This window comes from Sorangium sp. So ce296, assembly GCF_051529605.1.
GTDB lineage: Bacteria > Myxococcota_A > Polyangia > Polyangiales > Polyangiaceae > Sorangium > Sorangium cellulosum_D.
This window is the reverse complement of the sequence record NZ_CP150325.1, coordinates 12839211-12865391: the sequence shown is the minus strand read 5'-3', so window position 1 is coordinate 12865391 and position 26181 is coordinate 12839211. Positions and strand designations below refer to the sequence as shown.

At 73.3% G+C, this 26181-nt stretch carries 19 protein-coding genes; 9 read left to right on the top strand and 10 right to left on the bottom strand.

Annotated features, from left to right (window positions below; all coding sequences use genetic code 11):
* Window positions 1-33: 33 nt before the first annotated feature.
* The 8 genes from WME98_RS47395 to WME98_RS47360 all read right to left on the bottom strand — a co-directional run bounded on the left by WME98_RS47395 (window position 34) and on the right by WME98_RS47360 (window position 8913).
* Window positions 34-321: an antibiotic biosynthesis monooxygenase family protein gene (locus tag WME98_RS47395; protein WP_437948177.1), complete on the bottom strand. Its 288-nt coding sequence runs from the start codon at window positions 319-321 to the stop codon at window positions 34-36.
* 79 nt (window positions 322-400) lie between these two features.
* Entirely contained in the window at window positions 401-1465 is a 1065-nt protein-coding gene (leuB, locus tag WME98_RS47390; RefSeq protein ID WP_061623363.1) for a 3-isopropylmalate dehydrogenase, read from the bottom strand.
* Window positions 1462-3108 (bottom strand): citramalate synthase, encoded by a 1647-nt coding sequence (cimA, locus tag WME98_RS47385; RefSeq protein ID WP_437948176.1) that lies wholly within the window; start codon window positions 3106-3108, stop codon window positions 1462-1464. Before cimA ends, leuB begins: the two co-directional genes overlap by 4 nt.
* 84 nt (window positions 3109-3192) lie before the next feature.
* Window positions 3193-4896, bottom strand: a complete 1704-nt coding sequence (locus tag WME98_RS47380) for a 2-isopropylmalate synthase (RefSeq protein WP_437339037.1) — start codon at window positions 4894-4896, stop codon at window positions 3193-3195.
* A 34-nt stretch (window positions 4897-4930) separates the two neighbouring features.
* Complete coding sequence (ilvC, locus tag WME98_RS47375; protein WP_061623365.1) at window positions 4931-5944, bottom strand: ketol-acid reductoisomerase; 1014 nt, start codon at window positions 5942-5944, stop codon at window positions 4931-4933.
* 60 nt (window positions 5945-6004) lie between these two features.
* On the bottom strand, window positions 6005-6556 hold the full coding sequence (gene ilvN, locus WME98_RS47370) for an acetolactate synthase small subunit (protein WP_061623366.1): 552 nt from the start codon (window positions 6554-6556) through the stop codon (window positions 6005-6007).
* A gap of 137 nt (window positions 6557-6693) precedes the next feature.
* Window positions 6694-8403, bottom strand: a complete 1710-nt coding sequence (ilvB, locus tag WME98_RS47365; RefSeq protein ID WP_061623367.1) for a biosynthetic-type acetolactate synthase large subunit — start codon at window positions 8401-8403, stop codon at window positions 6694-6696.
* A gap of 90 nt (window positions 8404-8493) precedes the next feature.
* Entirely contained in the window at window positions 8494-8913 is a 420-nt protein-coding gene (locus WME98_RS47360) for a hypothetical protein (RefSeq protein ID WP_437948175.1), read from the bottom strand.
* Window positions 8914-9089: 176 nt separating this feature from the next.
* On the opposite strand from WME98_RS47360, the gene WME98_RS47355 reads away from it, so the two are divergent.
* From WME98_RS47355 to WME98_RS47330, 6 genes are all read left to right on the top strand, one after another.
* Window positions 9090-9251 carry a hypothetical protein gene (locus WME98_RS47355; protein WP_437339035.1) on the top strand — a complete coding sequence of 54 codons (162 nt, stop codon included), beginning with the start codon at window positions 9090-9092 and terminating at the stop codon, window positions 9249-9251.
* 467 nt (window positions 9252-9718) lie between these two features.
* Window positions 9719-10738: a hypothetical protein gene (locus tag WME98_RS47350; RefSeq protein ID WP_437948174.1), complete on the top strand. Its 1020-nt coding sequence runs from the start codon at window positions 9719-9721 to the stop codon at window positions 10736-10738.
* A gap of 278 nt (window positions 10739-11016) precedes the next feature.
* A complete protein-coding gene (locus tag WME98_RS47345) occupies window positions 11017-12477 on the top strand; it encodes an amidase (RefSeq protein ID WP_437948173.1) in 1461 nt (486 codons plus the stop codon).
* A gap of 37 nt (window positions 12478-12514) precedes the next feature.
* The gene (locus WME98_RS47340) at window positions 12515-13714 is read left to right on the top strand and encodes a saccharopine dehydrogenase family protein (RefSeq protein WP_437948172.1); all 1200 of its coding nucleotides are present in this window, start codon (window positions 12515-12517) and stop codon (window positions 13712-13714) included.
* A 297-nt stretch (window positions 13715-14011) separates the two neighbouring features.
* A complete protein-coding gene (locus tag WME98_RS47335) occupies window positions 14012-17203 on the top strand; it encodes an nSTAND1 domain-containing NTPase (protein WP_437948171.1) in 3192 nt (1063 codons plus the stop codon).
* 83 nt (window positions 17204-17286) lie between these two features.
* Window positions 17287-17880, top strand: a complete 594-nt coding sequence (locus tag WME98_RS47330; RefSeq protein ID WP_437948170.1) for a gamma-glutamylcyclotransferase — start codon at window positions 17287-17289, stop codon at window positions 17878-17880.
* A 200-nt stretch (window positions 17881-18080) separates the two neighbouring features.
* Here the strand turns inward: WME98_RS47330 and gyrA are convergent, their stop codons facing one another.
* Window positions 18081-20702, bottom strand: coding sequence for a DNA gyrase subunit A (gene gyrA / locus WME98_RS47325; protein WP_061626169.1), 2622 nt, complete (start codon window positions 20700-20702; stop codon window positions 18081-18083).
* Window positions 20703-20954: 252 nt separating this feature from the next.
* Entirely contained in the window at window positions 20955-22175 is a 1221-nt protein-coding gene (locus tag WME98_RS47320) for a hypothetical protein (RefSeq protein WP_437948169.1), read from the bottom strand.
* 541 nt (window positions 22176-22716) lie between these two features.
* Here WME98_RS47320 and WME98_RS47315 point away from each other — a divergent pair.
* From WME98_RS47315 to WME98_RS47305, 3 genes are read left to right on the top strand one after another with little or no spacing between them, the layout of a single operon-like run.
* The gene (locus WME98_RS47315) at window positions 22717-25137 is read left to right on the top strand and encodes a hypothetical protein (protein ID WP_437948168.1); all 2421 of its coding nucleotides are present in this window, start codon (window positions 22717-22719) and stop codon (window positions 25135-25137) included.
* A complete protein-coding gene (locus WME98_RS47310; protein WP_437948167.1) occupies window positions 25134-25481 on the top strand; it encodes a DnaJ domain-containing protein in 348 nt (115 codons plus the stop codon). Before WME98_RS47315 ends, WME98_RS47310 begins: the two co-directional genes overlap by 4 nt.
* A complete protein-coding gene (locus WME98_RS47305) occupies window positions 25481-26137 on the top strand; it encodes a nucleotide exchange factor GrpE (protein WP_437948166.1) in 657 nt (218 codons plus the stop codon). Before WME98_RS47310 ends, WME98_RS47305 begins: the two co-directional genes overlap by 1 nt.
* The last annotated feature ends 44 nt before the right edge of the window (window positions 26138-26181 follow it).

Genomic DNA, 26181 nt, shown 5'->3' with positions numbered 1-26181 from the left:
GGCGGCTCGGCGACCGTCGGCGGCTCAGGGGGCTCACGCCATGATCTCGCCTTCGTAGAACGTGATGTGCGCGGCCCGGAGCGCCTGCTCGCCGTCCATGCCGCGGTGATGGCGCCGGAACGCCTCGGACCTCGGGTACTGCTGAAACGCCTCCCGGCTCTCCCACCGCGAGACCGCCCGGAGGCCGCCGTCGCCCAGCCAGATCTCGAGGCCGAGGAAGCCGGAGAACTGGCGCATCTCAGGCGCTGCTCGCCGGAAGCTCTCCACCATGGCCTGGAGCACCGGACCGGAGGCGGTGATGGTGTTGACGACGATGAACATGGTGCCGTTCTAGCGGCGCGCCGGGCGGCAGCAACGCGAGGCCAGGGCCGGGGTGCCCGGCCCCGCCCCGCGCGGGCGATCAGGCCGCGAGCTTCGCCCGCACCGCCTCGCCCATCGCCTGGGTCGACAGTTTGCCGCCGAGGTCCGCCGTCCTGGCGCCGGCGGCGATCGCCTGCGCCACGGCGCGCTCCAGCGCCGCCGCCTCCTTGTCGAGGCGCAGCGAGTGCCGGAGCAGCATGGCGGCGCTCAGGATCGTCCCGATCGGGTTGGCGAGCCCCTTGCCGGCGATGTCGGGCGCCGAGCCGTGGATCGGCTCGTAGACCCCGCGCGTGCCTTCGCCCAGCGACGCGCTCGGACAGAGCCCCAGCGAGCCGGCGAGCACGGCCGCCTCGTCGGTCAGGATGTCGCCGAACATGTTCTCGGTGACGATGACGTCGAACGCCGCCGCCGCCGTGATCAGCCGCATCGCGCACGAGTCGACGAGCTGGTGCTCGACGCGGATCTCCGGGTGGCGCGCGGCGACCTCGGTCGCCACCGTCCGCCAGAGCCGCGACGACTCGAGGACGTTCGCCTTGTCGACCGACGTGACGAGCCGCCGGCGCGGCGCGGCCAGGCGGAACGCGAGCTCGACGACGCGCTGGATCTCCTCGTCCGTGTACTCGAGCGTGTCGACCGCGCGCCTGCGCCCGTTCACCTCCTCGCGGAGGCGCGGCTTGCCGAAGTAGAGCCCGCCCGTGAGCTCCCGGACGACGAGGATGTCGACGTCCGCGAGCCGCTCCGGCTTGAGCGGGGAGGCCTGGACGAGCTCCGGGAACAGGCGGATCGGCCGCAGGTTCGCGTACAGGCCGAGGCCCTGGCGCAGCGCGAGCAGCCCCTGCTCGGGCCGGACGTTCGCGCTCGGGTTGTCCCACTTCGGGCCGCCGACCGCGCCGAGGAGGACGGCGTCGGCCGCGCGGCACGCGTCGAGCGTCTCCGGCGTGAGGGCGGTGCCGGTCGCGTCGATGGCGCACCCGCCGATGAGGTGCTCGGAGTACGTGAAGCTGTGGCCGAACTGGGCGGCGACGGCATCGAGGGTGACGCGGGCTTCGGCGACCACCTCGACGCCGATGCCGTCACCGGGCAAAAGAACGATATTGGCCTTCATGCGACCTCGCTGGCAGGCAACGTGGATGTGTACTGCGCTGGCTCTCGCGCTGCGAGCGTGAGCCCATACTCGATCCCGTCCGCGAGCGCATGCCAGGAAGCGTCGATGATGTTCGTCGAGGCGCCGACCGTGCTCCACTGGCGGTGCGCGTCGCGGCTGTCGATGAGCACGCGCGTCGTCGCCGAGGTGCCGTCGCGGCCGTCGAGGATGCGGACCTTGTAGTCGACGAGCTGGATGTCGCGCACGGCCGGGAACACGGGCGCGAGCGCCTTGCGGAGCGCGCCGTCGAGCGCGTTGACGGGGCCGGACCCCTCGGCCGCCGTGATCACCACCTCGTCGCCGACCGCGATCTTGATCATCGCCTCGGCGAACGTGCCGACGCCCTCGCGCTGGCCCGCGATGACCTTGAAATCGAGCAGCCGGAAGGGGGGCTTGTAGCCCGGCGAGCTCCGGCGGAGCAACAGCGCCACCGACGCCTCGGCCGCCTCGAACGACGAGCCGCGCGCCTCGCGCTCCTTGATCTGCTCGAGCACCTCCACCTCGGCGCCCGCCTTCACCTCGAGCCCGAACTCCTCGGCCTTGCTGAGGAGGTTGCCGCGGCCCGACAGCTCGCTCACCACGGTGCGCATCGCGTTGCCGACGAGCGCGGGGTCGATGTGCTGGTAGGACGCCGGCTCGCGCCGCATCGCCGCGACGTGCACGCCGCCCTTGTGCGCGAAGGCGCTCCGCCCGACGTAGGCCATGTGATCGTCGGGGGCGAGGTTCGCCAGCTCGGCGACGTAGTGCGAGAGCTCGGTGATCCCGCGGAGCGCCCCCTCGGGCAGCGCCCGGAGGCCGAGCTTCAGCTCGAGGTTCGGGATGATCGCGCAGAGGTTCGCGTTCCCGCAGCGCTCGCCGTAGCCGTTGATCGTGCCCTGGACGTGGCGGGCGCCCGCGCGCACGGCGGCGAGCGAGTTGGCGACCGCGAGCTCGCCGTCGTTGTGCGCGTGGACGCCGAGCGGGTGGCCGAGCAGCGCCTTCATCTCGGCGACGATCGCCTCGATCTGCCACGGCATCGAGCCGCCGTTCGTGTCGCAGAGCGTGAGCACCTCGGCCCCGCCACGCGCCGCGGCGCGCAGCGTCTCGATCGCGTACGACCGGTCGAGCGCGAACCCGTCGAAGAAGTGCTCGGCGTCGTAGACCACGCGGCGGCCGTGCGCGCGCAGGTAGGCGACGGTCTCCTCGATCATCCGGAGGTTCTCGTCGAGCGTCGTGCGCAGCACCGCGGTCACGTGCTGGGTCGAGCTCTTGCCGAAGATCGTGCAGACGCTCGTGCCGGCGGCGAGCAGCGCGCGCAGGCCGGGGTCGTCCTCGGGGGCGAGCGAGGCGCGGCGCGTCGAGCCGAACGCGGCGATCTTCGCGTGCTTCCACTCGATGTCCTTCGCCTGCTCGAAGAACTGCGCGTCCTTCGGGTTCGAGCCGGGCCAGCCGCCCTCGATGAAGGTCAGGCCGAACGCGTCGAGGTGGCGCGCGATCTGCAGCTTGTCCTCGCACGCGAGCGAGATGCCCTCGCGCTGGGTGCCGTCCCGTAGCGTGGTGTCGTAAACGTCGACGCGGTCCGCGGGGCGGGCGCCCTGCTCCGCGCCGTTGAGAGGCGGATTCATAAGCTTCAACTTCCTTGTGCGGCGGGGGCAGGCCGCCGAGCTCGCCGGCCCCGCGCGGGGCCCTCGTGCGCTCGGCGCACCGGCCTACCTCGCGCTCTCGACGGCGGCGCCGTGGCCGCTCTGGTTGCTCTCGTTGCTCTCGGACGCCGTCGCGTCCTCCCGGGGCTCGACGCCGTAGGTCGCGAGGAGCCGGTTCAGGGCGGTGAGGTACGCCTTCGCGCTGGCGACCAGGATGTCCGTGTCGGCGCCGTGGCCGTGGAACACCCGGTGCGAGGCGTCGTGCTGCGGGTGCCGCTTGCTCGACGTCGCGTCCGCCCGGACCCGGACGCTCACCTCGCCGAGCGCGTCGATCCCCTCGGTCACCGCGTGCACGGAGAACTCGAGGAGGCTGCTCGGCACGCGGACGATCTCGTCGATCGCCCGGTAGGCCGCGTCCACCGGCCCGGTGCCGATCGCGGCGCGCACGTGCAGCGCCCCGTCCGGCCCGCGGAGGCGGACCGTGGCCGTCGGCATCCCGGTGGTCCCGCAGGCGACCTGGAGCGCGTCGAGCGTGTAGAGCTCGTCGCCCTGCGCCCGCGTGGTGGAGACGATCGCCTCGATGTCGGGATCGGTGACGTGCTTCTTCTTGTCGGCGAGCGCCTTGAAGCTGGCGAACGCCGCCGCGAGCTGGGCCTCGTCGAGGTGGTAGCCGAGCTCCTCGAGCCGGTTCCTGAGCGCGTGCCTGCCCGAGTGCTTGCCGAGGACGAGCCGGGTCTGCGTCACCCCGACCATCTCCGGCCGCATGATCTCGTACGTCTCCTGGTGCTTCAGCATCCCGTCCTGGTGGATGCCCGACTCGTGCGCGAAGGCGTTGGCGCCGACGATCGCCTTGTTCGGCTGGACGTTGAAGCCCGTCGCGGCGCTGACGAGGCGGCTCACCGTGGCGATCTGGGTCGTGTCGATGCCGGTGCGCAGCCCGAAGACGGCCCGGCGCGTCGCGAGCGCCATGACGACCTCCTCGAGCGCGGTGTTGCCGGCGCGCTCGCCGATGCCGTTGATGGTCACCTCGGCCTGGCGCGCGCCCGCGCGGATGCCCTCCAGGGCGTTCGCCGTCGCGAGCCCGAGGTCGTTGTGGCAATGCACCGAGATGATGGCGCGGTCGATCCCCGGGACGTTCTTGCGGATGCCGGCGATCAGCGCGCCGAACTCGCTCGGCATGGTGTAGCCGACCGTGTCCGGGATGTTGAGCGTCGTGGCCCCGGCGGCGATGGCGGCCTCGAGCACCTGGTAGAGGAACTCGGGCTCGCTCCGGCCGGCGTCCTCGGGGCTGAACTCCACGTCGGCGCAGAGGTCGCGCGCGTACGCGACCATGGCCCGCACGCGGTCGAGCACCTCGGCCCGGGTCATCCGGAGCTTGTGCTTGAGGTGGATGTCGCTCGTGGCGAGGAAGGTGTGGATCCGCGGGTGCGCGGCCCGGGAGACGCCCTCCCACGCCTTGTCGATGTCGACCTTGGTGGCGCGGGCGAGCGCGCAGATGATCGGCGGGGTCGCGGCGGGGCGGCCGGGGACCGCGGCCGCGCCCACGCGCTCGGCGATCGTCTGGACGGCGAGCAGGTCGTCGGGGGAAGCGGCGGGGAAGCCCGTCTCGATGACGTCGACCCCGAGCTTCGCCAGCGCGAGCGCGATCTCGAGCTTCTCCGAGGACGTCATCGTCGCGCCCGGCGATTGCTCGCCGTCACGCAGCGTGGTGTCGAAGATGCGCACGTAATCGGACGGGGGCATCGCTTGATTCGCAATCATCTCAGGCATGGTGTTCTCCGCCGCCTCCCACGAGTGGAGACGCTCAGTCGCCGGGCTTGATGGTGACGGGGTCGATGAACGGCATCATCTTGCGCAGGTTGGCGCCCACGACCTCGAGCCGCTGCTCCCGCTCCTTGGCCCGCGTCGCCTCGAACTTCGGCCGGCCCTCCTCGTTCTCCGCGATCCACTTGCGCGCGAACTCGCCGCTCTGGATGTCGGCCAGGATGCGCTTCATCTCCTCGCGCGTGCGGTCGGTGATGACGCGCGGGCCGGACACGTAGTCGCCGTACTCGGCGGTGTCGCTGATCGAGTACCGCATGTAGTTGAGGCCGCCGCGGTACATGAGGTCGACGATGAGCTTGAGCTCGTGCAGACACTCGAAGTACGCGATCTCCGGCTGGTAGCCGGCGTTCACGAGCGTCTCGAACCCGGCCTTCACGAGCTCGCTCGCGCCGCCGCAGAGCACCGCCTGCTCGCCGAAGAGGTCGGTCTCGGTCTCCTCCGCGAACGTCGTGAGGAGCACGCCGGCGCGCGTCGCGCCGATGCCCTTCGCGTAGGCGAGCGCCTGCGCCTCCGCCTTGCCGCTCGCGTCCTGGTGGACGGCGAGCAGGGCCGGGACGCCGCCGCCGGCCTCGTACGTCTCGCGCACCCGGTGCCCGGGGCCCTTCGGCGCGATCATCGTGACGTCGACCGACGCGGGGGGCGTGATCGTGTTGAAGCGGATGTTGAACCCGTGCGCGAACATGAGCGTCTTGCCCGGGCCGAGGTGCGGCGCGATCTGCTCGTTGTAGATGCGGGCCTGCGACGTGTCGGGCGCGAGGATCATGATGACGTCGGCGGCCTTCGCGGCCTCGGACACCGTGGCCACCTGCAGCCCCGCGGCCTGCGCCTTGGGCCGGCTCTTGCTGCCCTCGGGCAGGGCGACGATCACCGTCGCGCCGCTGTCGCGCAGGTTCAGCGCGTGGGCGTGCCCCTGGGAGCCATAGCCGACGATCGCGATCTTCTTGCTCTGGATGAGCGACAGATCCGCGTCGTTATCATAAAAAATCTTCGCCATCTCACTCTCCTTCAACAGGGATCCGCACCTCGCGGCTCCCGTCCTTCACGTCATCCGTCATCAGGGCGCGCTGCTGTCGCTCGCGCGCGTAGGCAGCACGGTGTCGAGCCTGGCCTCGGCCTCCTCGGCGCCGCGGGTCATCACGATCATCCCGGTCCGCACCATCTCGATGATCCCGAACGGGCGGAGCACGTCGAGCAGGCCCTCGATCTTGTCGCCGGTGCCGGTGATCTCGATGGTGAGCGCCTCGGGGGCGACGTCGACGGTGCGCGCGCGGAACACCTCGCAGAGCTGGAGCACCTGCGCGCGGGTCGTCGCGTTCGCCTTCACCTTGATCAGCGCGAGGTCGCGCGCGACCGAGGCCGTGTGGGTGACGTCGCGGACCCAGAGGGTGTTGACCAGCTTGTACAGGTTCGCCTCCAGGCGGCGCGCCCCGTCCTCGTCTGCCTCGAGGACCAGGGTGAGGCGCGAGACCCCGGCGATGTGGGTGCGCCCGACGCTCAGCGACTCGATGTTGTACGCGCGGCGCCGGAACAGCGACGCGACGCGGTTGAGCACGCCGGGGCGGTCTTCGACGTAGGCGATGAACGTGCGCAGGATGGGTCGATCCATGGATGCCTCTTGAAAGTCCCTCTTGTCTCTGGGGCGCCCGGCAGCGGCCGCGACGCGCTCGGACGCGCCCCGCTCGTCCAGCGAGCGCGCGCTCGCGTCGGATCGAGCGCTCGGGGCGCGCGCCTCTACGGGTGCGTTCACGGATCCTCCCCGGTCTCCAGGATGGGGCTCGGGCGGCGGATCATGTCGTTCAGGTCGGCGCCCGCGGGGACCATCGGGTAGACGCTGTCCTCCTGCTCGACGCGGAAGTCGACGACCACGGTGCCCGGCGTCGCGCGGGCGCGCTCGACCGCGCCCGCGATCTCCTCGCGCTTCGTCACGCGGATGCCGGTCAGCCCGTGGGCCTCGGCGAGCTTCACGAAGTCCGGGCTGCGCATCGGGGTCGCCGAGTAGCGCCGGTTGTAGAAGAACTCCTGCCACTGGCGCACCATGCCGAGGTAGCCGTTGTTGATGATGGCCACGTGGACCTTGATGCCCTCCTGCGCGCAGGTCGACAGCTCGCACGCGGTCATCTGGAAGCCGCCGTCGCCCACGACCACCCAGACCTCGTCGTCCGGCTTCGCGAAGCGCGCGCCGATCGCCGCCGGCAGGGCGAAGCCCATCGTGCCGAGCCCGCCGGAGGTGATGAGCTTCCGCGGGTGATCGTGCTTGTAGTACTGCGCTTCCCACATCTGGTGCTGCCCGACGTCGGTTACCACAAGCGCCTTGCCGTCGGTGAGCCGCCAGAGGTCGTGCATCACGTGCGCGGCGTACAGTTTGTCGTGGTACGGCAATTGTTGAATGTCACGGACCGCCGAATCCCCCTTCAGGGTGGTGATGCGCTCGATCCAGCCGCTCCGGTTGCGCTGCTTGCACCCGGGGATGAGCGACAGAAGCGTGTCCCGGACGTCCCCGACGAGGCCGACGTCGACCTTGACATTCTTGTTGATCTCGGAGCGGTCGATCTCGACGTGGATCTTCTTCGCCTTCACCGCGTAGGTCTTGAGGTTCCCGGTCACGCGGTCGTCGAAGCGCATCCCGAGCGCGATGAGGAGGTCGGCCTCCTGGATGGCGGTGTTCACCCACGCCTCGCCGTGCATGCCCATCATGCCGAGGCTGAGCGGGTGGGTCGCCGGGAAGCCGCCGAGGCCGAGCAGCGTGGACGCGACGGGGATGCCCGTCTTCTCCACGAAGGCGAGGAGCTCGCGCGTCGCCTCCGCCCGGACGATGCCCTGGCCGGCGAGGATGAGCGGCCGCTCGGCCTCGTCGATGAGCTCGATCGCCTTCTCGATGTCCGTCTGGACGGCGTGATACCCCGGGCGGTAGCCGGGCAGGCGGACCTCGCCCTTCGGCAGCTCGAAGTCCATCGACGCCTGCTGGGCGTCCTTGGTGATGTCGACGAGCACCGGGCCCGGGCGGCCCGAGCGCGCGATGTAGAACGCCTCGCGGATGGCGGGGGCGATGTCCTGGACCTCGGTCACGAGGTAGTTGTGCTTGGTGATGGGCAGGGTGACGCCGGTGATGTCCGTCTCCTGGAAGGCGTCGGTCCCGAGCAGCTTCGAGGACACCTGCCCGGTGATACAGACGATGGGCGACGAGTCGAGCATCGCCGTCGCGATCCCGGTGACGAGGTTCGTCGCGCCGGGGCCCGAGGTGGCGACCGCCACGCCGACCTTGCCCGAGGCGCGGGCGTACCCGTCCGCCATGTGCGCCGCGCCCTGCTCGTGCCGGACGAGGACGTGGCGGATCGGGTAGCCGAGGATCGTGTCGTAGGCGGGCATGATCGCGCCGCCCGGGTAGCCAAAGACCACGTCCACGCCTTCGCGGACGAGGACTTCCCAGATAATCTGTGCGCCGGTTCGTTTCATAGTCTCGACTCCGATCGAGTCATGCTGGTGGAAGGTGGCGCCGTGGGCGCCGTGGCCGCGGGTTCCGCCGTCTCTCAGAGGCTCGGCAATTTAGGCGATCGCGCGCTGGAGGTCCTCCCGCGGGCCGCCGCCGCTGCTCTCCTCGCGGCGGATCGCGTCGAGCACCCGCCGCGCGTCGTCGAGCGACACGACGCGCGACGAGCCCGCGGCGGGGGCCGCGCCGGGCCGCGCGGAGGGCGGGTCGGAGTGGAACTCGAACGAGGCCTCGGCGGCGCCGCCCGGGCGCGCGCCCTTCAGGTGCGTCGAGGAGCGCTGGGGCGCGCGGACGGCGCCGCGGCTCGCGCGCGCGCGGATCTCGTCGACGAGCGCCTCGAACTCCTCGCGCACCGCGCTCGACGCGACGGGCATCCCACAGCCCGCGGCGACGAGCTCTGCGAGCTCCGCGATGCGCTGGCCAACGGCCTCGCTCGAGGCGTCCTCGCGATTCTTCCTCGAATGTTCCTTGCTCACCTGATCCTCCTTGACGACGGCTGCTCTTCGTGAACCCACAGGCCAGAAAAACGAAAGCCCCCGGACCTTCTCGGTGCGGGGGCCTATCTCCATGCTGCTCAGCTCAGAGCGGCGGCCCGCACCCGTTCCCGACGCGAATCAGCCCGACGACGTCGACTAGGCTGACGAGCGCAGGAATGGCTAGGCCCGCTAGGAGCCCGACGGACACGCCGCCCTCGACGACGAGCGAGCGCGCCGCCGAGGTCGCCGACGAAGCGCGGTGCACCAGCTTCACAGCGGGGGTCCCATCGCCGGAGGCGTGGGCGCTGGCGGTGCACGTCGACTTCTGCATAGCGTGAGTGCCTCTAGCTTGCAGAGCTGCTGCGTCGCGTCAAGTTGTTTCTTTACAGATCGCTTGTTTCTGCGGTGTTTCGTGCAGTTTTTTTTGCTCGCGCACGCCCGCGGCGAGCGCGTGACGTTCCGCACGAACGCGCGCTGTCCGCGTCGCTCGCCGATGCGCCGCTCTAGATGCGCCGCTGTTGTTGAGACGGCGCGACGGCGCGACTGCGCGACGCGGACGCGCGCGGTGTGCAGGGATGCGTCGCTCGATCGCGGCGCGCGGCGGGCCCTGCGAGGCGCACCGAGCGCATCGCGCGCACCGAGCGCATCGCAGGGAGCGCGCGGAGACGAGCGGATGCGGCGCCGCTGCCGGAGCCCCAGGGGAGGTGTGAGCAAACACCGGACCTCGTCTCGTGCGCGCCCGAAGCGCAGAGTGCTGCCTTGAACCGACTGCCGCCGGTTCGCGCGGCTCCACCATGGAACCGCCATGCAAGCGCATCGCGTGGCGCAGGCGCGCCCTGCCAGTCGAACGATCTCGCCCTGCGGTCGCCGGCGCCGCCGCGCGGCCTCTCCCGCCGCGATCGGGCTCGTCGCGCTGTGCTGCGCGCGGGCCGGCGCCGCCGCGGATCGCGTCGAGCCCGCGCGACGCGCGGAGCTCGCGGCGCTCGCGAGCGCCCAGCCCGCGCGGCCGCTGCAGCCCGCGCCGTCGCGCCCCGCGCCGTCGCGCCCCGGGCCGGGGCGGCGCGGCGCCGCGCCGCCCCGGACGCAGGCGCCGGCGGCCGCCAACCTGAGCACGTTCATCGAGGTCCGGGACGATTTCGTCTCGCGCGGCAAGAGCGGCTTCTTCAACGCCGCGGTGATCCGGGGGGACTACGCCTTCGACAGGAGCTTCTCGCTGCGCGCGGACGTGCCGTTCGCGGTCGTGAGCGGGGTCGACGGCCAGCGCGACGCGGGGCTCGGCGACGTCCTGATCCGGCCGCTCGTCCGCGCGATCGGCACGCCGCGGTACGCGCTCGTCCTCGGCTCGGATCTCATCCTCGACTCGGCGACGCGCCGCGCGCTGGGCTCGGGCAAGAACCAGGTCGCGCCCCTCGTTCAAGCGTACGTCCGCGTGGCGCGGCCCGCGCGGCTGGGGCTGCAGCTGCAGCACGCGGTCTCGTTCGGCGGCGATCCGCGGCGCGACGACATCCAGACGTCGTTGGTGCGGCCCTTCGCGATCGTCGAGCTGCCGCGCGGCTTCTGGGTGAGCCCGGACCAGAGCTTCCAGTTCAACCACCGCGGCGCGCCCCGCGTCGTGTCGACGAGCGTGCTGGAGGTCGGCGCAGAGCTCAGCGATCGCGTGCAGGTGTACGTCGATCCCGGCATCCAGGTCGACAGCCGCGGGGGGGTCGACTGGCTCATGACCGGGGCCGTGCGGTGGGCCTTCCCGCATCGGTCGCGGGGGCGCACGGTCGCGGCCGCGCCGGCGCAGGGCGCGGCCGCGGGGGCGACCGCCGCGGGCGAATAGGCGGGCGGCGGTGGTCCGCGCGCCGCCGCGCCGCCGTGCGGGCGCGCTCAGCGGCGCAGGCCGCGGCGGGGCGCTGCGGGGGGCGGCGCGGGGCGGCGGGGGCGGCGCGCGCTCGGCGAGGGCGGCGGCGGGGCCCGGGGAGGGCGGCGCGCGGCGCGCGCGGCGAAGGCCACGCGCGGCTGGCGCCGGGGAGGGCGGGTGGGCCATGGTCGGGCCCTGAGGCGGCCTCTTGACCCGGGTCGCCGTCCCGCGCCTGATCCCTTATCGCACCCACGCCCATGCTTTCACGAGATCCATTGCTCCTGCTCTCCGCCACCCGGCTGGCTGCGCTGATCCGCGCCCGGGCCGTGACGTCGGCCGAGGTCGTGGAGGCCCATATCCGGCACATCGAGCGCGTGAACCCGACGCTCAACGCGATGGTGGCGGACCGGTTCGACGCCGCCCGCGCCGAGGCGCGCGCCGCCGACGCGCTCCTCGATCGCGGCGACGCCGCCGCGGCGCCGCCGTTCCTCGGGGTCCCGTGCTCCATCAAGGAGAGCTTCGCCGTCGCGGGCATGCCGAACTCCGCGGGGCTCGTCGCCCGCGCCGGCGTGCGCGCGACGGAGGACGCGGTGACGGTCGCGCGCATGCGCGCCGCCGGCTTCATCCCGCTCGGCGTCACCAACGTCTCGGAGCTCTGCATGTGGATGGAGTCGAACAACCGGCTCTACGGCCGGACGAACAACCCCTACGACCCGGCGCGCACCGCGGGCGGCAGCTCGGGCGGCGAGGCCGCGGTGGTCGGCGCGGGCGGCGCCCCGATCGGGCTCGGCTCGGACATCGGCGGGTCCATCCGGATGCCCGCGTTCTTCAACGGCGTCTTCGGCCACAAGCCGACCGGCGGGCTCGTGCCGACCTCGGGCCAGTTCCCGCTGCCCGGCGAGCGCGGGCTCCGCTACATGACCTCGGGGCCGATCGCGCGGCGCGCCGAGGACCTCATGCCGGTGCTCCGCGTCCTCGCGGGCCCCGACGCGCGCGATCCGACCTGCGCGCCGCTGCCCCTCGGCGACCCGGCCTCGGTCGACCTCGGCGGGCTGACGGTGCTCTCGGTCGAGCACGACGGCGTGCGCCGGGTGAGCGACGATCTCCTGGCCGCGCAGCGGCGGGCGGTGGAGGCGCTCGCCGCGCGCGGGGCCACGGTCCGCGAGGCGCGCATCGAGCTCCTCGCGCGGGCGCTCGACATCTGGACCGCGATGCTGGGCGTGGCCGGCGGCGTCACGTTCCGCGCGCTGCTCGGGGACGGCCGCCCGGTCAGCCTGCCGCGCGAGCTCGCCCGCTGGTCGCTCCGCCGCTCGGCGCACACGCTGCCCGCGCTCGGGCTCACGCTGCTCGAGGACGTCGGCCGGCTCGTCCCCTCGCGCATCGCGCGCGCCCTGGAGCTCGGCGAGGCGCTCCGCGCCGAGCTCGTGTCGCGCATCGGCGAGCGGGGCGTGATGCTCTACCCGTCGTACCCGCGGCCCGCGCCGCGGCACTACGCGCCGCTGTTGCCGCCCTTCCAGTGGACGTACACCGCGGTGCTCAACGTCATGGAGATGCCGGCGACGCAGGTCCCGCTCGGCCTCAACGCCGACGGGCTGCCGCTCGGCGTCCAGGTGGCGGCGATCCACGGCAACGATCATGTGACGATCGCCGTGGCGCAGCACCTGGAGCGCTCGTTCGGCGGCTGGGTCCCGCCTTCTCTCTCGTGGTGCCGACGGTGACGTTCCCGCCCGCGGTCGTGGTATCAAGGCTCCCCCCATGACCCTCGACCGCACGTACGATGTGATCGTCTACGGCGCGACCGGCTTCACCGGTCGCCTCGTCGCCGAGTATCTCGCCACCCGGGGCAAGGAGGCCTCCGCCCGGGACGACGCCTCGGAGCGACCCGCCCGCTTCGCGATCGCCGGCCGGAACGCGGGGCGCCTCGCCGAGGTGAAGGCGGCGCTGGAGGCGATCGATCCGGCCTGCGCCGACGTGGGCGTCATCGAGGCGACCTCGGAGGACGCGGCGTCGCTCGAGCGCATGGCGAGCCAGGCGCGCGTGGTCATCACGACCGTGGGCCCGTACTCGAGCCGCGGCGAGCCGCTCGTCGAGGCGTGCATCCGCGCGGGCACCGACTACGCGGACCTCACCGGCGAGCCCGAGTTCGTCGATCGCCTCCTCGAGCGCCACCACGAGGCCGCCCGCGCGGCGGGCGTGAAGATCGTCAACTGCTGCGGCTTCGACAGCATCCCGCACGACCTCGGCGCGCTCTTCACGGTGACGAAGCTCCCCGCGGGCGAGCCGATCGCGGTGGAGGGCGTCGTGCGCGCGCACGGCAGCTTCTCCGGCGGCACGTGGCAGTCGGTGCTCGAGGCCATGGCGCGCGGCGGCCGCAGGCGGCGCGCGGCGCGCTCCGAGGAGGCGCGCGGCGGGCGGAAGGCGCAGGGGCTCAAGGGGCGCATCCGCTACGAGAAGGGGCTGCGCGCCTGGGTCTGCCCGTTGCCGAGCATCGATCCCGAGATCGTGCTGCGGAGCGCGCGGGAGCTCGACGTCTACGGCCCCGATTTCCAGTACGGGCACTACGTGCAGGTCAAGTCCGGGTTGCAGCTCGTGATCGGGATCGCCGGCTTCGGCGCCGTGGCGGCGCTCGCCAAGGTGGGGCCGACGCGGGACCTGCTCCGCAAGGTGCGCAGCCCGGGGGAAGGGCCGAGCGCCGAGGAGCGGGCGCGCGGCTGGTTCCAGGTGACCTTCCACGGCAAGAGCGCGTCGCGCAAGGTGGTGACGCGCGTGAGCGGCGGCGATCCGGGCTATTCGGAGACGGCGAAGATGGTGGCCGAGGCGGCGCTCTGCATGGCGTTCGACCGCGCGCGGCTGCCGGCGCGCGCCGGGGTCCTCACGCCGGCGGTGGCGATGGGGGAGCGGCTCATCGAGCGGCTGCAGGCGGCGGGGATCCGGTTCGAGCTGCTCGAGGGGTGAGCGCCAGCGGCGGGGAGCGTCGGTCCGAGGGAGATCGGCGCCGCTCCCAACGTACCTGGCGCTGCCCATCTCCGTCGGGTGGTGGCCCCATTTGCGCCGGAGTGATTCACATGAAGGCGGGAAGGCAGGAAGATCATTGAGCTTTTCTTCCCGCCTCCCCGCCTTCATGTTCAAATCCGGCCACCACCCTCCGTCGCACCGCCGCGGCCCGCCGCCGGCCACAGACATCGATCGAGGCCGCGAGCGCCCCGTCGCCCGCGCTCGACGCGGAGGAGGGCTGTCGGAGGAACAGCCTTCATGACAGGCCGAGAGGCCGCGGCGCTCGCTCACCACCTCGCCGGCGGATCGCACGTTATCGACGCGCTCGACGCGCTCGAGTCGCTCGACTCGACAGCGCGCGTGTCCCTGGTGGATTTCTCGATGTCAACGGCCCGTGACATTGTGAAACGCGGAGTCCCTGGGGTATCCTCGCGGGAAGTGACCGGCACCGAGGAGCACGGCCTTCGCGGGGAGGAGACGCTGACCCTGTCGCCGGGCCCGGGGGCAGGCCTGGCGAGCGCCTCGACGACGGAATCCCCGGTCCTCGGCGCGGCGCCTCTCGGGCCCACCGAGCCCGCGCCGCGCCCGGAGGAGAGCCCCGCGAGCAGGACGGGGCCGCTGCGGCGATCCTCGACGGCGCAGGAGCCTTCCGGCCCGCCCGTGTCGAGCCGGCAGGCCGCCGGTCCGGCCATCCGCGCCGGGACCCTCATCGGCCATTACGAGCTGATTCGCGAGCTCGGCCGAGGGGGCATGGGCACCGTCTTCCTCGGCCGCGACGTCCGCCTTGGGCGCCTGGTGGGCATCAAGGTCGTCACCAGCCTGACCGGCGCCAGACTCCAGCGGTTCCTTGTCGAGGCCCGCGCCACCGCGCTCTGCAAGCACGAGAACATCGTGACGATCCACGATGTGAACGAGCACGACGGATATCCGTACATGGTGCTCGAGTACATCGACGGCCAGAGCCTCCGCGCGTGGATGGATCAGCGCCGGCCGGCCGGCGCGGACGAGACGGTCGCGACGGCGCCGGTGTCGGCGAGCGCCGCCGTGGAGATGATGGTGCCGGTGGTGCGCGCCCTGTCGTGCGCCCACAAGCTCGGCATCGTCCACCGCGATCTCAAGCCCGAGAACATCATGCTGGAGGCGTCCGGCGCCATCAAGGTGCTCGACTTCGGCATCGCCAAGCTCCTCGACACCGACGTCGCCGGCCCGGTCGATCGCGCGCCCATCTCGCTCCGCACCACCCTGACGCGCGAGGGCGCGATGATGGGGACGATACCGTACATGTCCCCGGAGCAGTGGCTCGGGGAGGGGATCGATCACGCCAGCGACATCTGGGCCGTGGGCATCATGCTCTACGAGCTCGTCACCGGCGCGCACCCGCTCGCGCCGGTGACGGTGCACAGCCTCATGCAGGTCGCCCTGCTCGACCAGCCCATGCCCGAGCTCGACGGCGCGCGCCCGGAGCTGGGCGCGCTCGGCGGGATCATCGATCGCTGCCTCCGCAAGCGGAAGGCCGAGCGCACCGCCTCGGCGCAGCAGCTCCTCGCCGAGCTCCTGCCGCTCCTGCCCGGGCGCCTCGAGATCGTCCTCGGGGCCGACGAGAGCCCCTTCGCGGGCCTGTCGGCGTTCCAGGAGGCCGACGCGGACCGCTTCTTCGGCCGCGCCGAGGACGTCGCCAGGATGGTGACGCGGCTGCGCAGCCAGCCGCTCCTCGCGATCGTCGGCGCGTCGGGCGTGGGCAAGTCGTCGCTCGTCCGGGCGGGGATCGTCCCGGCGCTCAAGCGATCGGGCGGAGGGTGGGAGTCGCTCATCCTCCGGCCGGGGCGCGACCCGATGGCGGCGCTCGCCGAGCTGCTCAGCCACCCCTCCTTGCTGACGAGGGGCGGCTCGGAGCGGCCGGAGCCGCAGGGCGGCGACGCGTCGCGTGGGCGCATGCTCGTCGACCGGCTGCGCGCCGAGCCGGGCTACCTCGGGGCCGAGCTGCGCGCGTGGGCGGCGCGGAAGCAGCGCCGCGTCGTGCTCTTCGTCGACCAGTTCGAGGAGCTCTACACGCTCTCGTGCGACGCCGGCGAGCGCGCCGCGTTCCTCTCGTGCCTCGGGGGCGTCGCGGACGACGCGTCCTCGCCCCTGCGCGTCATCCTGTCGATGCGGTCGGACTTCATCGAGCGGGTGGCCGAGGACAGGCATTTCATGGCGGCGGTGACGCGCGGGCTCGTGGTCCTGCCGCCCATCGGCCGCGCCGGGCTGCGCGAGGCGCTCACGCGGCCGGTCCAGGCGGCGCGGTACGGGATCGAGGACCCGGCGCTGGTCGAGGACATCCTCGACGTGCTGGAGACGACCCGCGGCGCGCTGCCGCTCTTGCAGTTCATGGCGGCGCGGTGGTGGGATCTGCGCGATCGCGAGCGCCGGCTGCTGACGCGGGCGAGCTACGAGGCGATCGGCGGCGTGGCCGGCACGCTCGCGAGCCACGCCGACACGGTGCTGGCGGGGATGAGCGTGCGCCAGGCGAAGCTCTGCCGGGCGGTGTTCGAGCGCCTGGTGACGCCCGAGCGCACGCGGGCCATCGCCAGCCTGCGGGAGATCCGCGAGCTGCCGGGGGAGCCGGACGAGATCGAGGGGGTGGTCCACGTCCTCTCGGACGCGCGGCTCCTGGCGGTCGAGACGGGGCGCGACGACGCCGGCAGCCGCGTGGAGATCGTGCACGAGTCGCTCATCGAGCGCTGGCCGACGCTGCAGCGCTGGCTCGACGAGAACCAGAAGGACGCGGCGTTCCTCGACAAGCTGCGCGTGGCGGCGAGGCAGTGGGAGTCGAGCGGCTGCGCCGACGACACCCTGTGGCGCGGCAAGATCGCCCAGGAGGCGCGCCGCTTCCGCGACAGGTACTATTATCAGGGCCAGTTGCCCGAGCGGGAGCAGCGGTATCTCGACGCCGTGCTCCGGCTGTCGAGCCAGGCGAAGCGCCGGCGGCGCACGCTGATCGCCGGCACCATGACGGGGCTCGCCCTGCTGGTCGCGATGGCCGCCCTGGGGATCATCAAGGTGGTCCGCCAGAACCAGGTCATCACCGCGCAGCTCGAGGAGATCCGCCAGACCGAGTACAACCTCGAGCAGGCGCTCGCGAACGAGCGGGCGGCCCGCGAGGCCGCCGAGCGGGCCCGGAGGAACACGGAGGACCAGCGGCGGCTGGCGGAGGTCCTGCAGAAGGAGGCCGAGGAGGCGCGGTACCGGGCCGAGTCCGCGGCCGAGCAAGCGCGGAAGGCGGCCCGGGACGCCCGGGCGGCGCGCGACATGGCGCGGGCGTCCGAGAGCGGGGCGCGCGACGCCGAGGCCAGGGCCAGCGCCGAGGAGCGGCGGGCCAAGGAGGCGGCCGAGCACGAGCGCCGCAGCCGCGAGGCGCTGGAGCAGCTGATCCAGCGCTCGGTGGGGAACATCCGGGAGGATCTCCGCTAGCGGCCCATGCAGGCAGCTCGGCGGGAGCCCTCCAGGCGAGCGCGGCGGTTCTGGCGGGCGGCGGCGTTTGATAGGATGGTCTCGTGCATCGCGAGACCTGGATCTTCGGTTACGGCTCGCTGATCTGGCGGCCGGCGTTTCGATTCGAGCGGATGGCGCCCGGGTACATCACCGGCTGGGCGCGCCGGTTCTGGCAGGGCTCCACCGATCACCGGGGTGTTCCCGGGGCGCCGGGCCGGGTGGTCACGCTCATCCCGGCGCCTCTGGCGCGCTGCTGGGGGATGGCCTATCGGGTCGCCGCCGCCGACGTGGACGAGGTGCTCCGCGCGCTGGACCACCGCGAGAAGGGCGGATATGCGCGCTGCGACGTGCCGCTCACCCTGGCGGAGGAGGCGCACGCGGAGAGCGCGCCTCGGCCGGCCATCGTGTACGTGGCCACGCCCGACAACCCGGATTACCTCGGCGAGGCGCCGCTTTCCGAGATCGCCGCGCAGGTGCTCGCGTCCCACGGGCCGAGCGGCTCCAACGTCGAGTACGTCCTTCGGCTCGCCGACGCGCTCGCGGCGATGAACGCGACGGACGATCACGTGACCGAGCTCGCGCAGCTCGTCGGCCAGGGCGCCGTCGCGCGCGCGCCTCGCCCCGAGAGCCGCCCCGCGCCGGCCGCTGCGCCTTGAAGGCTTCTCGTCTCCCGTCTCCCGTCTCCCGTCTCCCGTCTCCCGTCTTCCGTGCTCGTCTTTCGTGCGCGTGCGCGTGCGCGCTGACTCTGGGGAATCGCGCACGCGCACGCGCACGGAAGAGCGAAGACGGAAGACGGAAGACGGAAGACGGAGACGAGGGTTGGAGGACGATGTGTCAGTCCCAGCGAAAAACCGCTCTAGTTGACCTCTCCGCCCCCGTCCCCGCCCGAGTGGTCCGCGACCCCGTTGGTCCCGTCGGCCGCCGCCGGCGGCGTCGACCCGCCGCCGTCCTCGCCCTCGGTCGCGTCCGCCGCGAACGCCTCGACCGCGACCACCCGCTCGTCCTGCCCCACGTGCATGATCCGCACGCCCTGCGCGTTGCGCCCCGTCTCGCGGATCTCGCTCGCCTTGGTCCGGATCATCTGCCCGCGGTCGGTCACGATCAGCACCTCGTCGCTCGGGCTCACCATGGCCACGCCCACCACCGGCCCGTTCCGCTCGCTCGCGTCGATCAGGATCACGCCCTTGCCGCCGCGGCTCTGCAGCCGGAACTCCTCGAGCGGCGTCTGCTTGCCGTACCCGCGCTCGCACACCGCCAGCACCCGGTCGCGCCCGTCGCCGCTCACGCCGAGGCCCACCACCACGTCGCCCTCGTCGAGCTCGATGCCCTTCACGCCCATCGTCGCGCGGCCCGTCGGACGCACCTGATCCTCGGGGAAGCGGATGCTCATCCCGCTCCGCGTCGCGATCACGAGCTCGCGCTTGCCGTCGGTGAGCGCCGCCGTGAACAGCTGATCGCCCTCCTCGATCCGGACCCCGATGATCCCCTTGTCCCGGTAGTTCTCGTACTCGTTCAGCGCCGTCTTCTTGATCTGCCCGCGGCGGGTCAGCGTCACCACGAACGTCTCGCCGTCGAAGCTCGGCACCGGCGTGATCGCCGCGACCTTCTCCCCCGGCTCCATCCCGACGAAGTTCACGATCGCCCGGCCCTTCGCGTTCCGCGGCGCCTGCGGGATCTCGTAGACCTTCTTGACGAAGACCTTGCCCTTGTCGCTGAAGAAGAAGACGTACGAGTGCGTCGACGCCACGAAGAGCTGGCTCACCCAGTCCTCCTCGCGCGCCTCCATCCCCACCATCCCCTTGCCGCCGCGGCGCTGCGCCCGGTACGTCGAGGTCGGCGTCCGCTTCAGGTAGCCGGCGTGCGAGATGGTCACGACCATGTCCTCTTCCTGGATCAGGTCCTCCATCTGGATCTCGGCCTCGGCCGGCACGATCTCGGTGCGCCGCTTGTCGCCGAAGCGCGCCTTGATCTCCTCGAGCTCCATCACGATCACGTTCATGAGCAGCCCCATGTCCGCGAGGATCGCCCGGAGCCGCTCGATCGTCTGCGACAGCTCGCCGTACTCCTTCGCGAGCTTCTCCCGCTCGAGGCCGGTCAGGCGCGACAGCCGCATCTCGAGGATCGCCTTGGCCTGCCGCTCCGACAGGAAGTAGTCGCCGCGCGTGTCGGCCTCGGCGCACTCGGGCTCCGGCCGGCCGGCGCGCCGCAGGAACTCGCCGAGCCCGCGGAGCGGCAGCCTCTGCAGGTTCTCCCGCGCCTCGTCCGTGTCGCTCGAGGCCCGGATCGTCGCGACGATGCGATCGATGTCGCTCGTCGCCATCCCGAGCCCCTCGACGAGCTCGCGCTGCGACTCGGCCTGCCGCAGCTCGAAGCGGCAGCGCCGCGTCACCACCTCGCGCCGGTGCTCGATGAAGTGCGAGAGCGTGTCCTTCAGGCTCAGCACCGCCGGGCGCCCGTTCGCGATCGACAGGTTGATGACCCCGAACGTCGCCTGGAGATCCGTCAGCCGGTAGAGCTGGTTCAGGACCACCTGCGGGAAGATGTCCTTCTTCAGCTCGACGACGATCCGCATCCCCTCGCGGTCGCTCTCGTCGCGCACCTCGCTGATCCCCTCGATGCGCTTCTCCTTCATGCACTCGGCGATCTTCGCGACCAGCCGGGCCTTGTTCACCTGGTAGGGGATCTCGGTGAACACGAGCTGCTCGCGGTCGCCCTTCATCGTCTTCTCGACCTGGCTGCGCCCGCGCATCGTGATCGAGCCGCGGCCGGTCGTGTACGCCTGCACGATCCCGCTCTTGCCGTAGATGAGGCCGCCGGTCGGGAAATCCGGGCCCGGCACCAGGTGGAGCAGCTCCTCCAGCGTGACGTCGGGGTTGCGGATGATGGCGATCGTCGCGTCGATGATCTCGCCGAGGTTGTGCGGCGGGATGTTCGTCGCCATGCCGACGGCGATGCCGCCCGAGCCGTTGACGAGCAGCTGCGGGAACTTCGCCGGCAGCACGCTCGGCTCGAGCTCCGAGTCGTCGTAGTTCGGGACGAAGTCGACCGTATCCTTGTCGAGGTCGGCGAGCAGCTCGACCGCCATCCGGGACAGGCGCGACTCCGTGTACCGCATGGCCGCGGGCGAGTCGCCGTCGACCGAGCCGTAGTTGCCCTGCCCGTCGATGAGCGGGTAGCGCAGGCTGAAGGTCTGCCCCATGCGGACGAGCGCGTCGTAGACCGCGAGATCGCCGTGGGGGTGGTACTTGCCGAGGACGTCTCCGACGACGCGCGCGCACTTCTTGTGCGCGCCGGTGGGGCCGATCTTCTGCTCGTTCATCGAGTAGAGGATCCGGCGGTGCACCGGCTTCAGGCCGTCGCGCACGTCCGGGATCGCGCGGCCGATGATCACGCTCATCGCGTAGTCGAGGTAGCTCGTCCGGAGCTCGTCCTGGATGCTGACCGGTACCTTCTGCTGGATGTTCGACGTCTCTTCCATGGGATCTGCACCCGAGGCGCGGGGCGAGCGCGGCGCGCGCGGCCCCGTCGTAGAGGCCCATCCCAGCGCGGCTCGAGCGTCGAGCGGGGCGGCAGAGGCGTCTCAGGCCTCGATCGGCGAGCGACGAGGTCGAATCCGGCCTCCGCCGCTCGCCCTTGACCCGCGCTGTTCAGGGGATGCGACGGATGCGTTCAGGTACTCCAAGGGGCAGGCCGGCGCAAAGGGTTTGCCGGCCCCTGGACGTCGCTCCGGTCAGGGGGAGGCGCACGCCCCGGCGTGACGGCTCGCGCACGCGGCGCGCGTGGTCGCGCCGGGGCGGACCTCGCCGCTGCAATCGGCGCACAGCACCGGCGCCCCCTGCGCGTCGAGCACGTTGACGTCCGTCGTGTACGCGCCCGGCGGGAGGGCCGAGAGGAGCGCGCGCTCGCCGCAGGGCACCGGGCCGACGTAGGGGGGCGCGTCCGTCTCGGGCCGCTCGCCCTCGGGCAGCGGCTCGGTCGCCGTGTAGCTGGCCGCGCCGGCCCCGCAGGCGAGCTGTTCCGCCTCGAGGAGCGCGCCGAGGTCGAGCTCGAGCGCTCCCGCGTCGGACAGCGGGTCGCAGGTCGCCGTCGACGTGACGCCCGCGCTCGCCGCGGCGAAGCAGCTCGACCCGAACAGGAGATCGCCCGCGGCGTTCTTCGCCTCCAGGCGGAAGACGTGGGCCCCTGCCGGGGCGGCGCCGAGGTCGTAGACGATGGGCTCGGCCGGCGGGCAGCCGACGCCGAGCACCGGCGGGAGCGCGCCGCCCTGGGGGAGGACGTCGAACGACGCGATCTCCCGGTCGCCGGCCCCGCACCGTAGCGCGCCGAGCGCGCTCGCCGGGTCGAGCACGATGGCCGCGCGCTGCGTGTCGTCGGGGCGGGAGACCGCGGCGCACCCCTGGACGACGACGTTGACGCCCGTCTTCGCCACGAGCTTGCCGGCGTCGTCCGCGGCGTCGGGGCCGGGGCACGCCCACGTCCAGCGCGGCGCGACCTGGGCGCCGTCGACGAGCATGTGGGGGCTCCCGGAGGTCTCGTCGCCGACGGGGGTGAGCTCCTCGGCGTACTGCGCGTAGCCGTCGATCCTGGCCGTGTACTCGTGGCCCTCGACGACGTAGGTGAACGACACGCGCGACGAGCAGGGGACCGGCGGCGACGAGGGGAGGGTGAACGGACCGCCCTCCGCGCTCTCGTCCGTGAGCGTGGCGACGTAGCTGCGGATCGCCCCCGGCTCGTTCGAGCACCGCACGTCGCCCAGGAAGGCGAGCGGGTCGATGGCGAGCGAGGTCTGGATCCGCCCGTCGTCGTCGTCGTCGTCGTTCCCGCTGGTGCAGGCCGCGAGCGCGAGCACGGCGAGCGCCAGGGCGCGCCGGCCGGACCAGGGCTGCGGCGAGAGCCCGCCTTCGCGATCCGCACCGGACGAGGTTCCACAACCAGCTCGAGCTCGGCCCATCGGCAGGGGGCACTAGTCCAAGCCGGGGAACGGCGCCACATGAAACGCGGCGCGCCCCGCGCGGGGAGGGCGCCGGCGGGCCGCCTCCGGCCCTGACCGCACGCTCGCGCCGGGCTCACCCCGGCCTGGGGATCCTCCCGTAGATGCCGTCGCGCGCCGTCCGCCGCGCCCATCGCCCCCCGGGGCGCGCCGGCGCTCGCGCAGCATGGTCGAGCTCGCGGCCGCAGGGCCGGCGCAGGAGCGATGACCCTCGATTTCAAGATCTCTCGCGCAGAGCGCCAGGGTGCCTTGATGAACGCGTGGAGCCCATTCCTGGTTCGATGATGAAATTGCCAAAAGAAGAGGCTGACTCGCCGCGTGGCTCGAACGCGGGAATCGATTGAAAAGGCGCCAAGGCGCTTCGAGCGCTCGTGGTTCATTCCGGTGTCGATGGTGAAATTATCAATGAAAAGAGCCTAAATCGCCGCGCGGCGCAAACATCGGAATCGATAGGAATCGCGCTTCCTTTGACAGGTGCGATTGGCTATAGCCTCTCTCGCTTATGGGCAAACGCAGCCGGCGTGAACGACGTGAGCACCAGGCTCAGCGCGCCATCGCCTCTCATGATCCGGCAGCGCTCCGGTCGCTCGCCGACCGGAGCCCGGAGCTCGCGGCGCAGCAGCTCGCCGCCGCGCTGGGGGCGGCGACATCGGAGCGCGAGACTCCGCTCCTCGAGATCGCGATCGCGCTGGTCGCCCGCCTTCGGCGCTCGGGGCTGCTCAAGGCCGCCCAGCGCCTCGCGGCCGCCGGGGCTCCCCGGTGCTCCCGTCTCCGGATCGAGCAGGCGCTCGCGGCCTTCGCGCTCGGCGACGACGCGGAGGCGGCGGGGCTCGCTTCCGGCGATCTCGACGTCGGGGCCGTGGTGGGCCCCCTGGTCGACGCGGCGCGGGGGGTCGCGCCGGCGCCGCATGGCGCGGCGCCGCGCGCTGCCCCCGGGCCGCTCCGCGCGCTGCACGCCGCGGCCGCGGCGGTGTCCGCGGCGGTGCGCGGCGAGGCCGCGCTGGGGCGGGCGCTGCTCAAGCGCGTCCCGCCGGCGGAGCGGAAGCGGGTGCTCGCCGCCGAGATCCGCGCGGCCATCGACGCGCAGGACAGCTCCGCCGGCAGGGCGCGCTCCGCCGCCGTCTCGGCGCTCGCGGGCGCATCGGCGCTCCAGGCGGTGACGGGCGCGCGCGAGGCGCTGGTCCTCGCCGCGAGCGAGGCGGACCCCGACCTCGCGCTGGAGACGGCGCGCCGCGTGGAGCTCGACGATCGCGAGGGCGCGCTCCAGGCGATCCGCGCCCGGGCCGCGGCGCGGGCGCTCGCGGCCGCAGGCGGGGCGTCGGAGCGGGGCGTGCTCGACGTGGCGCGACGGTTCGGCGCCGACGTGTTCGACGGCAGGACGCGCGGCACCGCCTGCCTGTACGAGGGCTTCGCGTGCCTCTCGGCCGAGCCGGAGCGGGCCGCTCGGGCCTTCGATCGCGCGATCGGGCTCGGCGGCGATCTCGTCGAGGCGCTGCGCGGCAAGCTGACGCTCGCCCTCGGGCAAGCGGGCGACGCCGGCCCCGACCGCGGCCTGCTCGGCGGCAAGCGGGGGGCCGAGGCCGCGTCGCTCGCCGATCGGCTCGCGCGCGCGCTGTCCCGCGCGCCCGCCGCCGCGCCGCTCGCCGCGGCCGCCGCCATGATCGCGGCCGATGCCTGGGGCGCAGCCGGCAACCCGAGGGCCGCGCGTGCCTCGCTGGAGGTCGCGCGGGCCAAGGCCGCCGGGGCCCTGGCCCGCGAGATCGATCGGCTGGAGGTCGAGCTCCTCGCCGCCGAGCACCCCGAGCGCGCCCTCGCGCTGCTCGAGAAGCTCCTCGCCGATCGCCCCGACGACGCCGACGCGTGGTGGCTCAAGATCGCGCTCGCGGAGCGGCGCGGCGATCGCGCGCTCCTCGACGACGCGATCCTGCAGGGGGCCGAGGCGACGAGGGATCCGGAGCTCGCGATCGAGGCGCGCGAGGTGCTCGGCCGGCGCGGGCAGCTCGAGCCGTTCGCCGGCCTCTCCCCGTCCGCCACCTCGGCAGGCGCGCTCGCCGCCGAGCTGCGCCGCGCGGCGCGCGCCGAGCGCTGCTTCGTCAGCGCGCTCGAGCCGCGCGCCGCCGCGCTCCGCGGCGCCCTCGATCCCGACGCGCAGCTCGCCTTCGACGCCGCCTGCGTCGCGCTGGCGGCGGATCTCGACGGCCCGCCGGCGGGCCGCGCGCGGCTCGTCGAGGCCCTGCGCGCCTCCTGGCCTTCGCCCGCGGCGGTCATGAAGCTCGGCGCGGTCTCCTTCCTCTTCGGCCTCGAGGGCGCGCTCGCCGAGGCCGCGCGGGAGGCGCGCCCCGGCGCGGAGTCTGCCGCCGCGATCGCCGCGCTCGCGGAGGCGGCGCTCGCGGCGGGCGACGCGGCCCTCGCGGAGCGCCTCATCGCGCTCGGCGCGCCGCAGTGGCCGCGCCGCGAGCTCTCCCGCCTGCGCGGCCTCCTGGCCGAGGTCCGGCGGCGGGCGCGGCCCGCGGCGGGCCGAGGGCCCGGCTCGATCGGCGCCGCGGACGCGCAGCCGAGGGGCCTGACCGCCCCGCGCCCGGACGTCGCCGGCGGCGAGCTCGACGCGTTGCTCTCGCCCGGGTTCAGCCTCTTCGAGGTGAGCGATCTCCGGGCCCCGACGGAGGACGACGAGGACGACGAGCGCGCAGCGCTGCTCGGGCTGCTCGCGCACCTCGGCGTCTCGCCCGCCGTGCTCGATGGGCTCCCGGCCGCCGAGCGCCGGTCGCTCGAGGCGCGCGCGCACCGGATCCTGGAGGAGGGGCCGTCGGCGCGCTCGAGCGCCGATCTGCGGCGCCTCATCGACCGCCTCCTCGGCGCCGGGAAGGGCTTCCCCGGCCCCGCTGCCCGCCGGGGGCGAGGCGGCCCACGGAGGAGCGCATGAGCGTGATCGACCCTTTCCTCCAGGCGCATGACGCGCTGGGCGTCGGGCCGGACGCGGACGCCGCGGGCATCAAGCGGGCGTACCGGCGAGCGGTGATGGCGCACCCGCCGGACGTCGATCCCGAGGGCTTCCGGCGGGCGCGCGAGGCGTTCGAGCTGCTCTCGGATCCCGGCGAGCGCGCGCGGGAGATCCTGCTCCGTCCGATGCCGGCCGTGGGCCCGCCGTCGCTCCCGGCGGCTCCGGCGCCGCTGCCGGCGGGCGCGCTCGCGCTGACGGTGCTCCGCGCGGTCGCGTCCCAGCTCGATCTCGACGCGCTCGGCGTTCCCCGGGCAAGGACACCCTGATGGCAGAATCGCCTCTCGGCGCGCCGCCCGAGGACCTCGACGCGCGCCTCTCGGAGCTGGTCCGCGAGGTGCGTCGCCAGGGGCGCGCGGCGGTCGCGGCGCAGGCCGCGGCGGAGTCGTGCCTCGATCAGGTGACGGCGCTCGCGCGCGCCGTGGAGAGCGCGCGCGGCGCGCAGGCCGGCGACGCGCCCCGGCCGGCGGAGGAGCTCTCCTGGCTCGACGCGATCCTGCCGGTGGCGGACGCCCTCGATCGCGCGGTCGCGCAGGCCTCGGCCATGGTCGATCGCCGCGCGCGGCTCGAGCGGTCGGGCTTCTGGCCGTTTCGCCGGCGCGCGGCGCCGGATCCGGAGCTCGGCGCCTTGGCCGAGGGGCTCCGCGTGCTGCGGGCGCAGCTCGTCGCGGCGCTCGAGGGCTGCGGGGTGACGATCGACCGGCGCGTCGGCGTCGCCGTGGACCCGGCGGTCCACCGCGTCGCCGAGGTGAGGCCGCGGCGCGAGGACGAGCCCGAGGGCATGGTCGTGGAGGTGATCCGCCCCGGGGTTGCCGCGCGCGGCAGGCTCGTGCGCGAGGCCGACGTCGTCGCGTCGGGGCCGCCGCGCGCGGCGGCGGCCGGGGTGGACGGCGCCGGATCGCCGAGGAAGCGCCTCGGGTTCTAGCGATACGGGCGAGGCGGGCGGGGCAGGGAGGCAGAGGGAAGCGC

What these genes read in the sequence shown, in the direction of transcription:
- WME98_RS47395 (WP_437948177.1), bottom strand. Translation starts at nt 321, where the DNA reads ATGTTCATCGTCGTCAACACCATCACCGCCTCCGGTCCGGTGCTCCAG.
- leuB (WP_061623363.1), bottom strand. Translation starts at nt 1,465, where the DNA reads ATGAAGGCCAATATCGTTCTTTTGCCCGGTGACGGCATCGGCGTCGAG.
- cimA (WP_437948176.1), bottom strand. Translation starts at nt 3,108, where the DNA reads ATGAATCCGCCTCTCAACGGCGCGGAGCAGGGCGCCCGCCCCGCGGAC.
- WME98_RS47380 (WP_437339037.1), bottom strand. Translation starts at nt 4,896, where the DNA reads ATGCCTGAGATGATTGCGAATCAAGCGATGCCCCCGTCCGATTACGTG.
- ilvC (WP_061623365.1), bottom strand. Translation starts at nt 5,944, where the DNA reads ATGGCGAAGATTTTTTATGATAACGACGCGGATCTGTCGCTCATCCAG.
- ilvN (WP_061623366.1), bottom strand. Translation starts at nt 6,556, where the DNA reads ATGGATCGACCCATCCTGCGCACGTTCATCGCCTACGTCGAAGACCGC.
- ilvB (WP_061623367.1), bottom strand. Translation starts at nt 8,403, where the DNA reads ATGAAACGAACCGGCGCACAGATTATCTGGGAAGTCCTCGTCCGCGAA.
- WME98_RS47355 (WP_437339035.1), top strand. Translation starts at nt 9,090, where the DNA reads ATGGCTAGGCCCGCTAGGAGCCCGACGGACACGCCGCCCTCGACGACG.
- WME98_RS47350 (WP_437948174.1), top strand. Translation starts at nt 9,719, where the DNA reads ATGCAAGCGCATCGCGTGGCGCAGGCGCGCCCTGCCAGTCGAACGATC.
- WME98_RS47345 (WP_437948173.1), top strand. Translation starts at nt 11,017, where the DNA reads ATGCTTTCACGAGATCCATTGCTCCTGCTCTCCGCCACCCGGCTGGCT.
- WME98_RS47340 (WP_437948172.1), top strand. Translation starts at nt 12,515, where the DNA reads ATGACCCTCGACCGCACGTACGATGTGATCGTCTACGGCGCGACCGGC.
- WME98_RS47335 (WP_437948171.1), top strand. Translation starts at nt 14,012, where the DNA reads ATGACAGGCCGAGAGGCCGCGGCGCTCGCTCACCACCTCGCCGGCGGA.
- gyrA (WP_061626169.1), bottom strand. Translation starts at nt 20,702, where the DNA reads ATGGAAGAGACGTCGAACATCCAGCAGAAGGTACCGGTCAGCATCCAG.
- WME98_RS47320 (WP_437948169.1), bottom strand. Translation starts at nt 22,175, where the DNA reads ATGGGCCGAGCTCGAGCTGGTTGTGGAACCTCGTCCGGTGCGGATCGC.
- WME98_RS47315 (WP_437948168.1), top strand. Translation starts at nt 22,717, where the DNA reads ATGGGCAAACGCAGCCGGCGTGAACGACGTGAGCACCAGGCTCAGCGC.
- WME98_RS47310 (WP_437948167.1), top strand. Translation starts at nt 25,134, where the DNA reads ATGAGCGTGATCGACCCTTTCCTCCAGGCGCATGACGCGCTGGGCGTC.
- WME98_RS47305 (WP_437948166.1), top strand. Translation starts at nt 25,481, where the DNA reads ATGGCAGAATCGCCTCTCGGCGCGCCGCCCGAGGACCTCGACGCGCGC.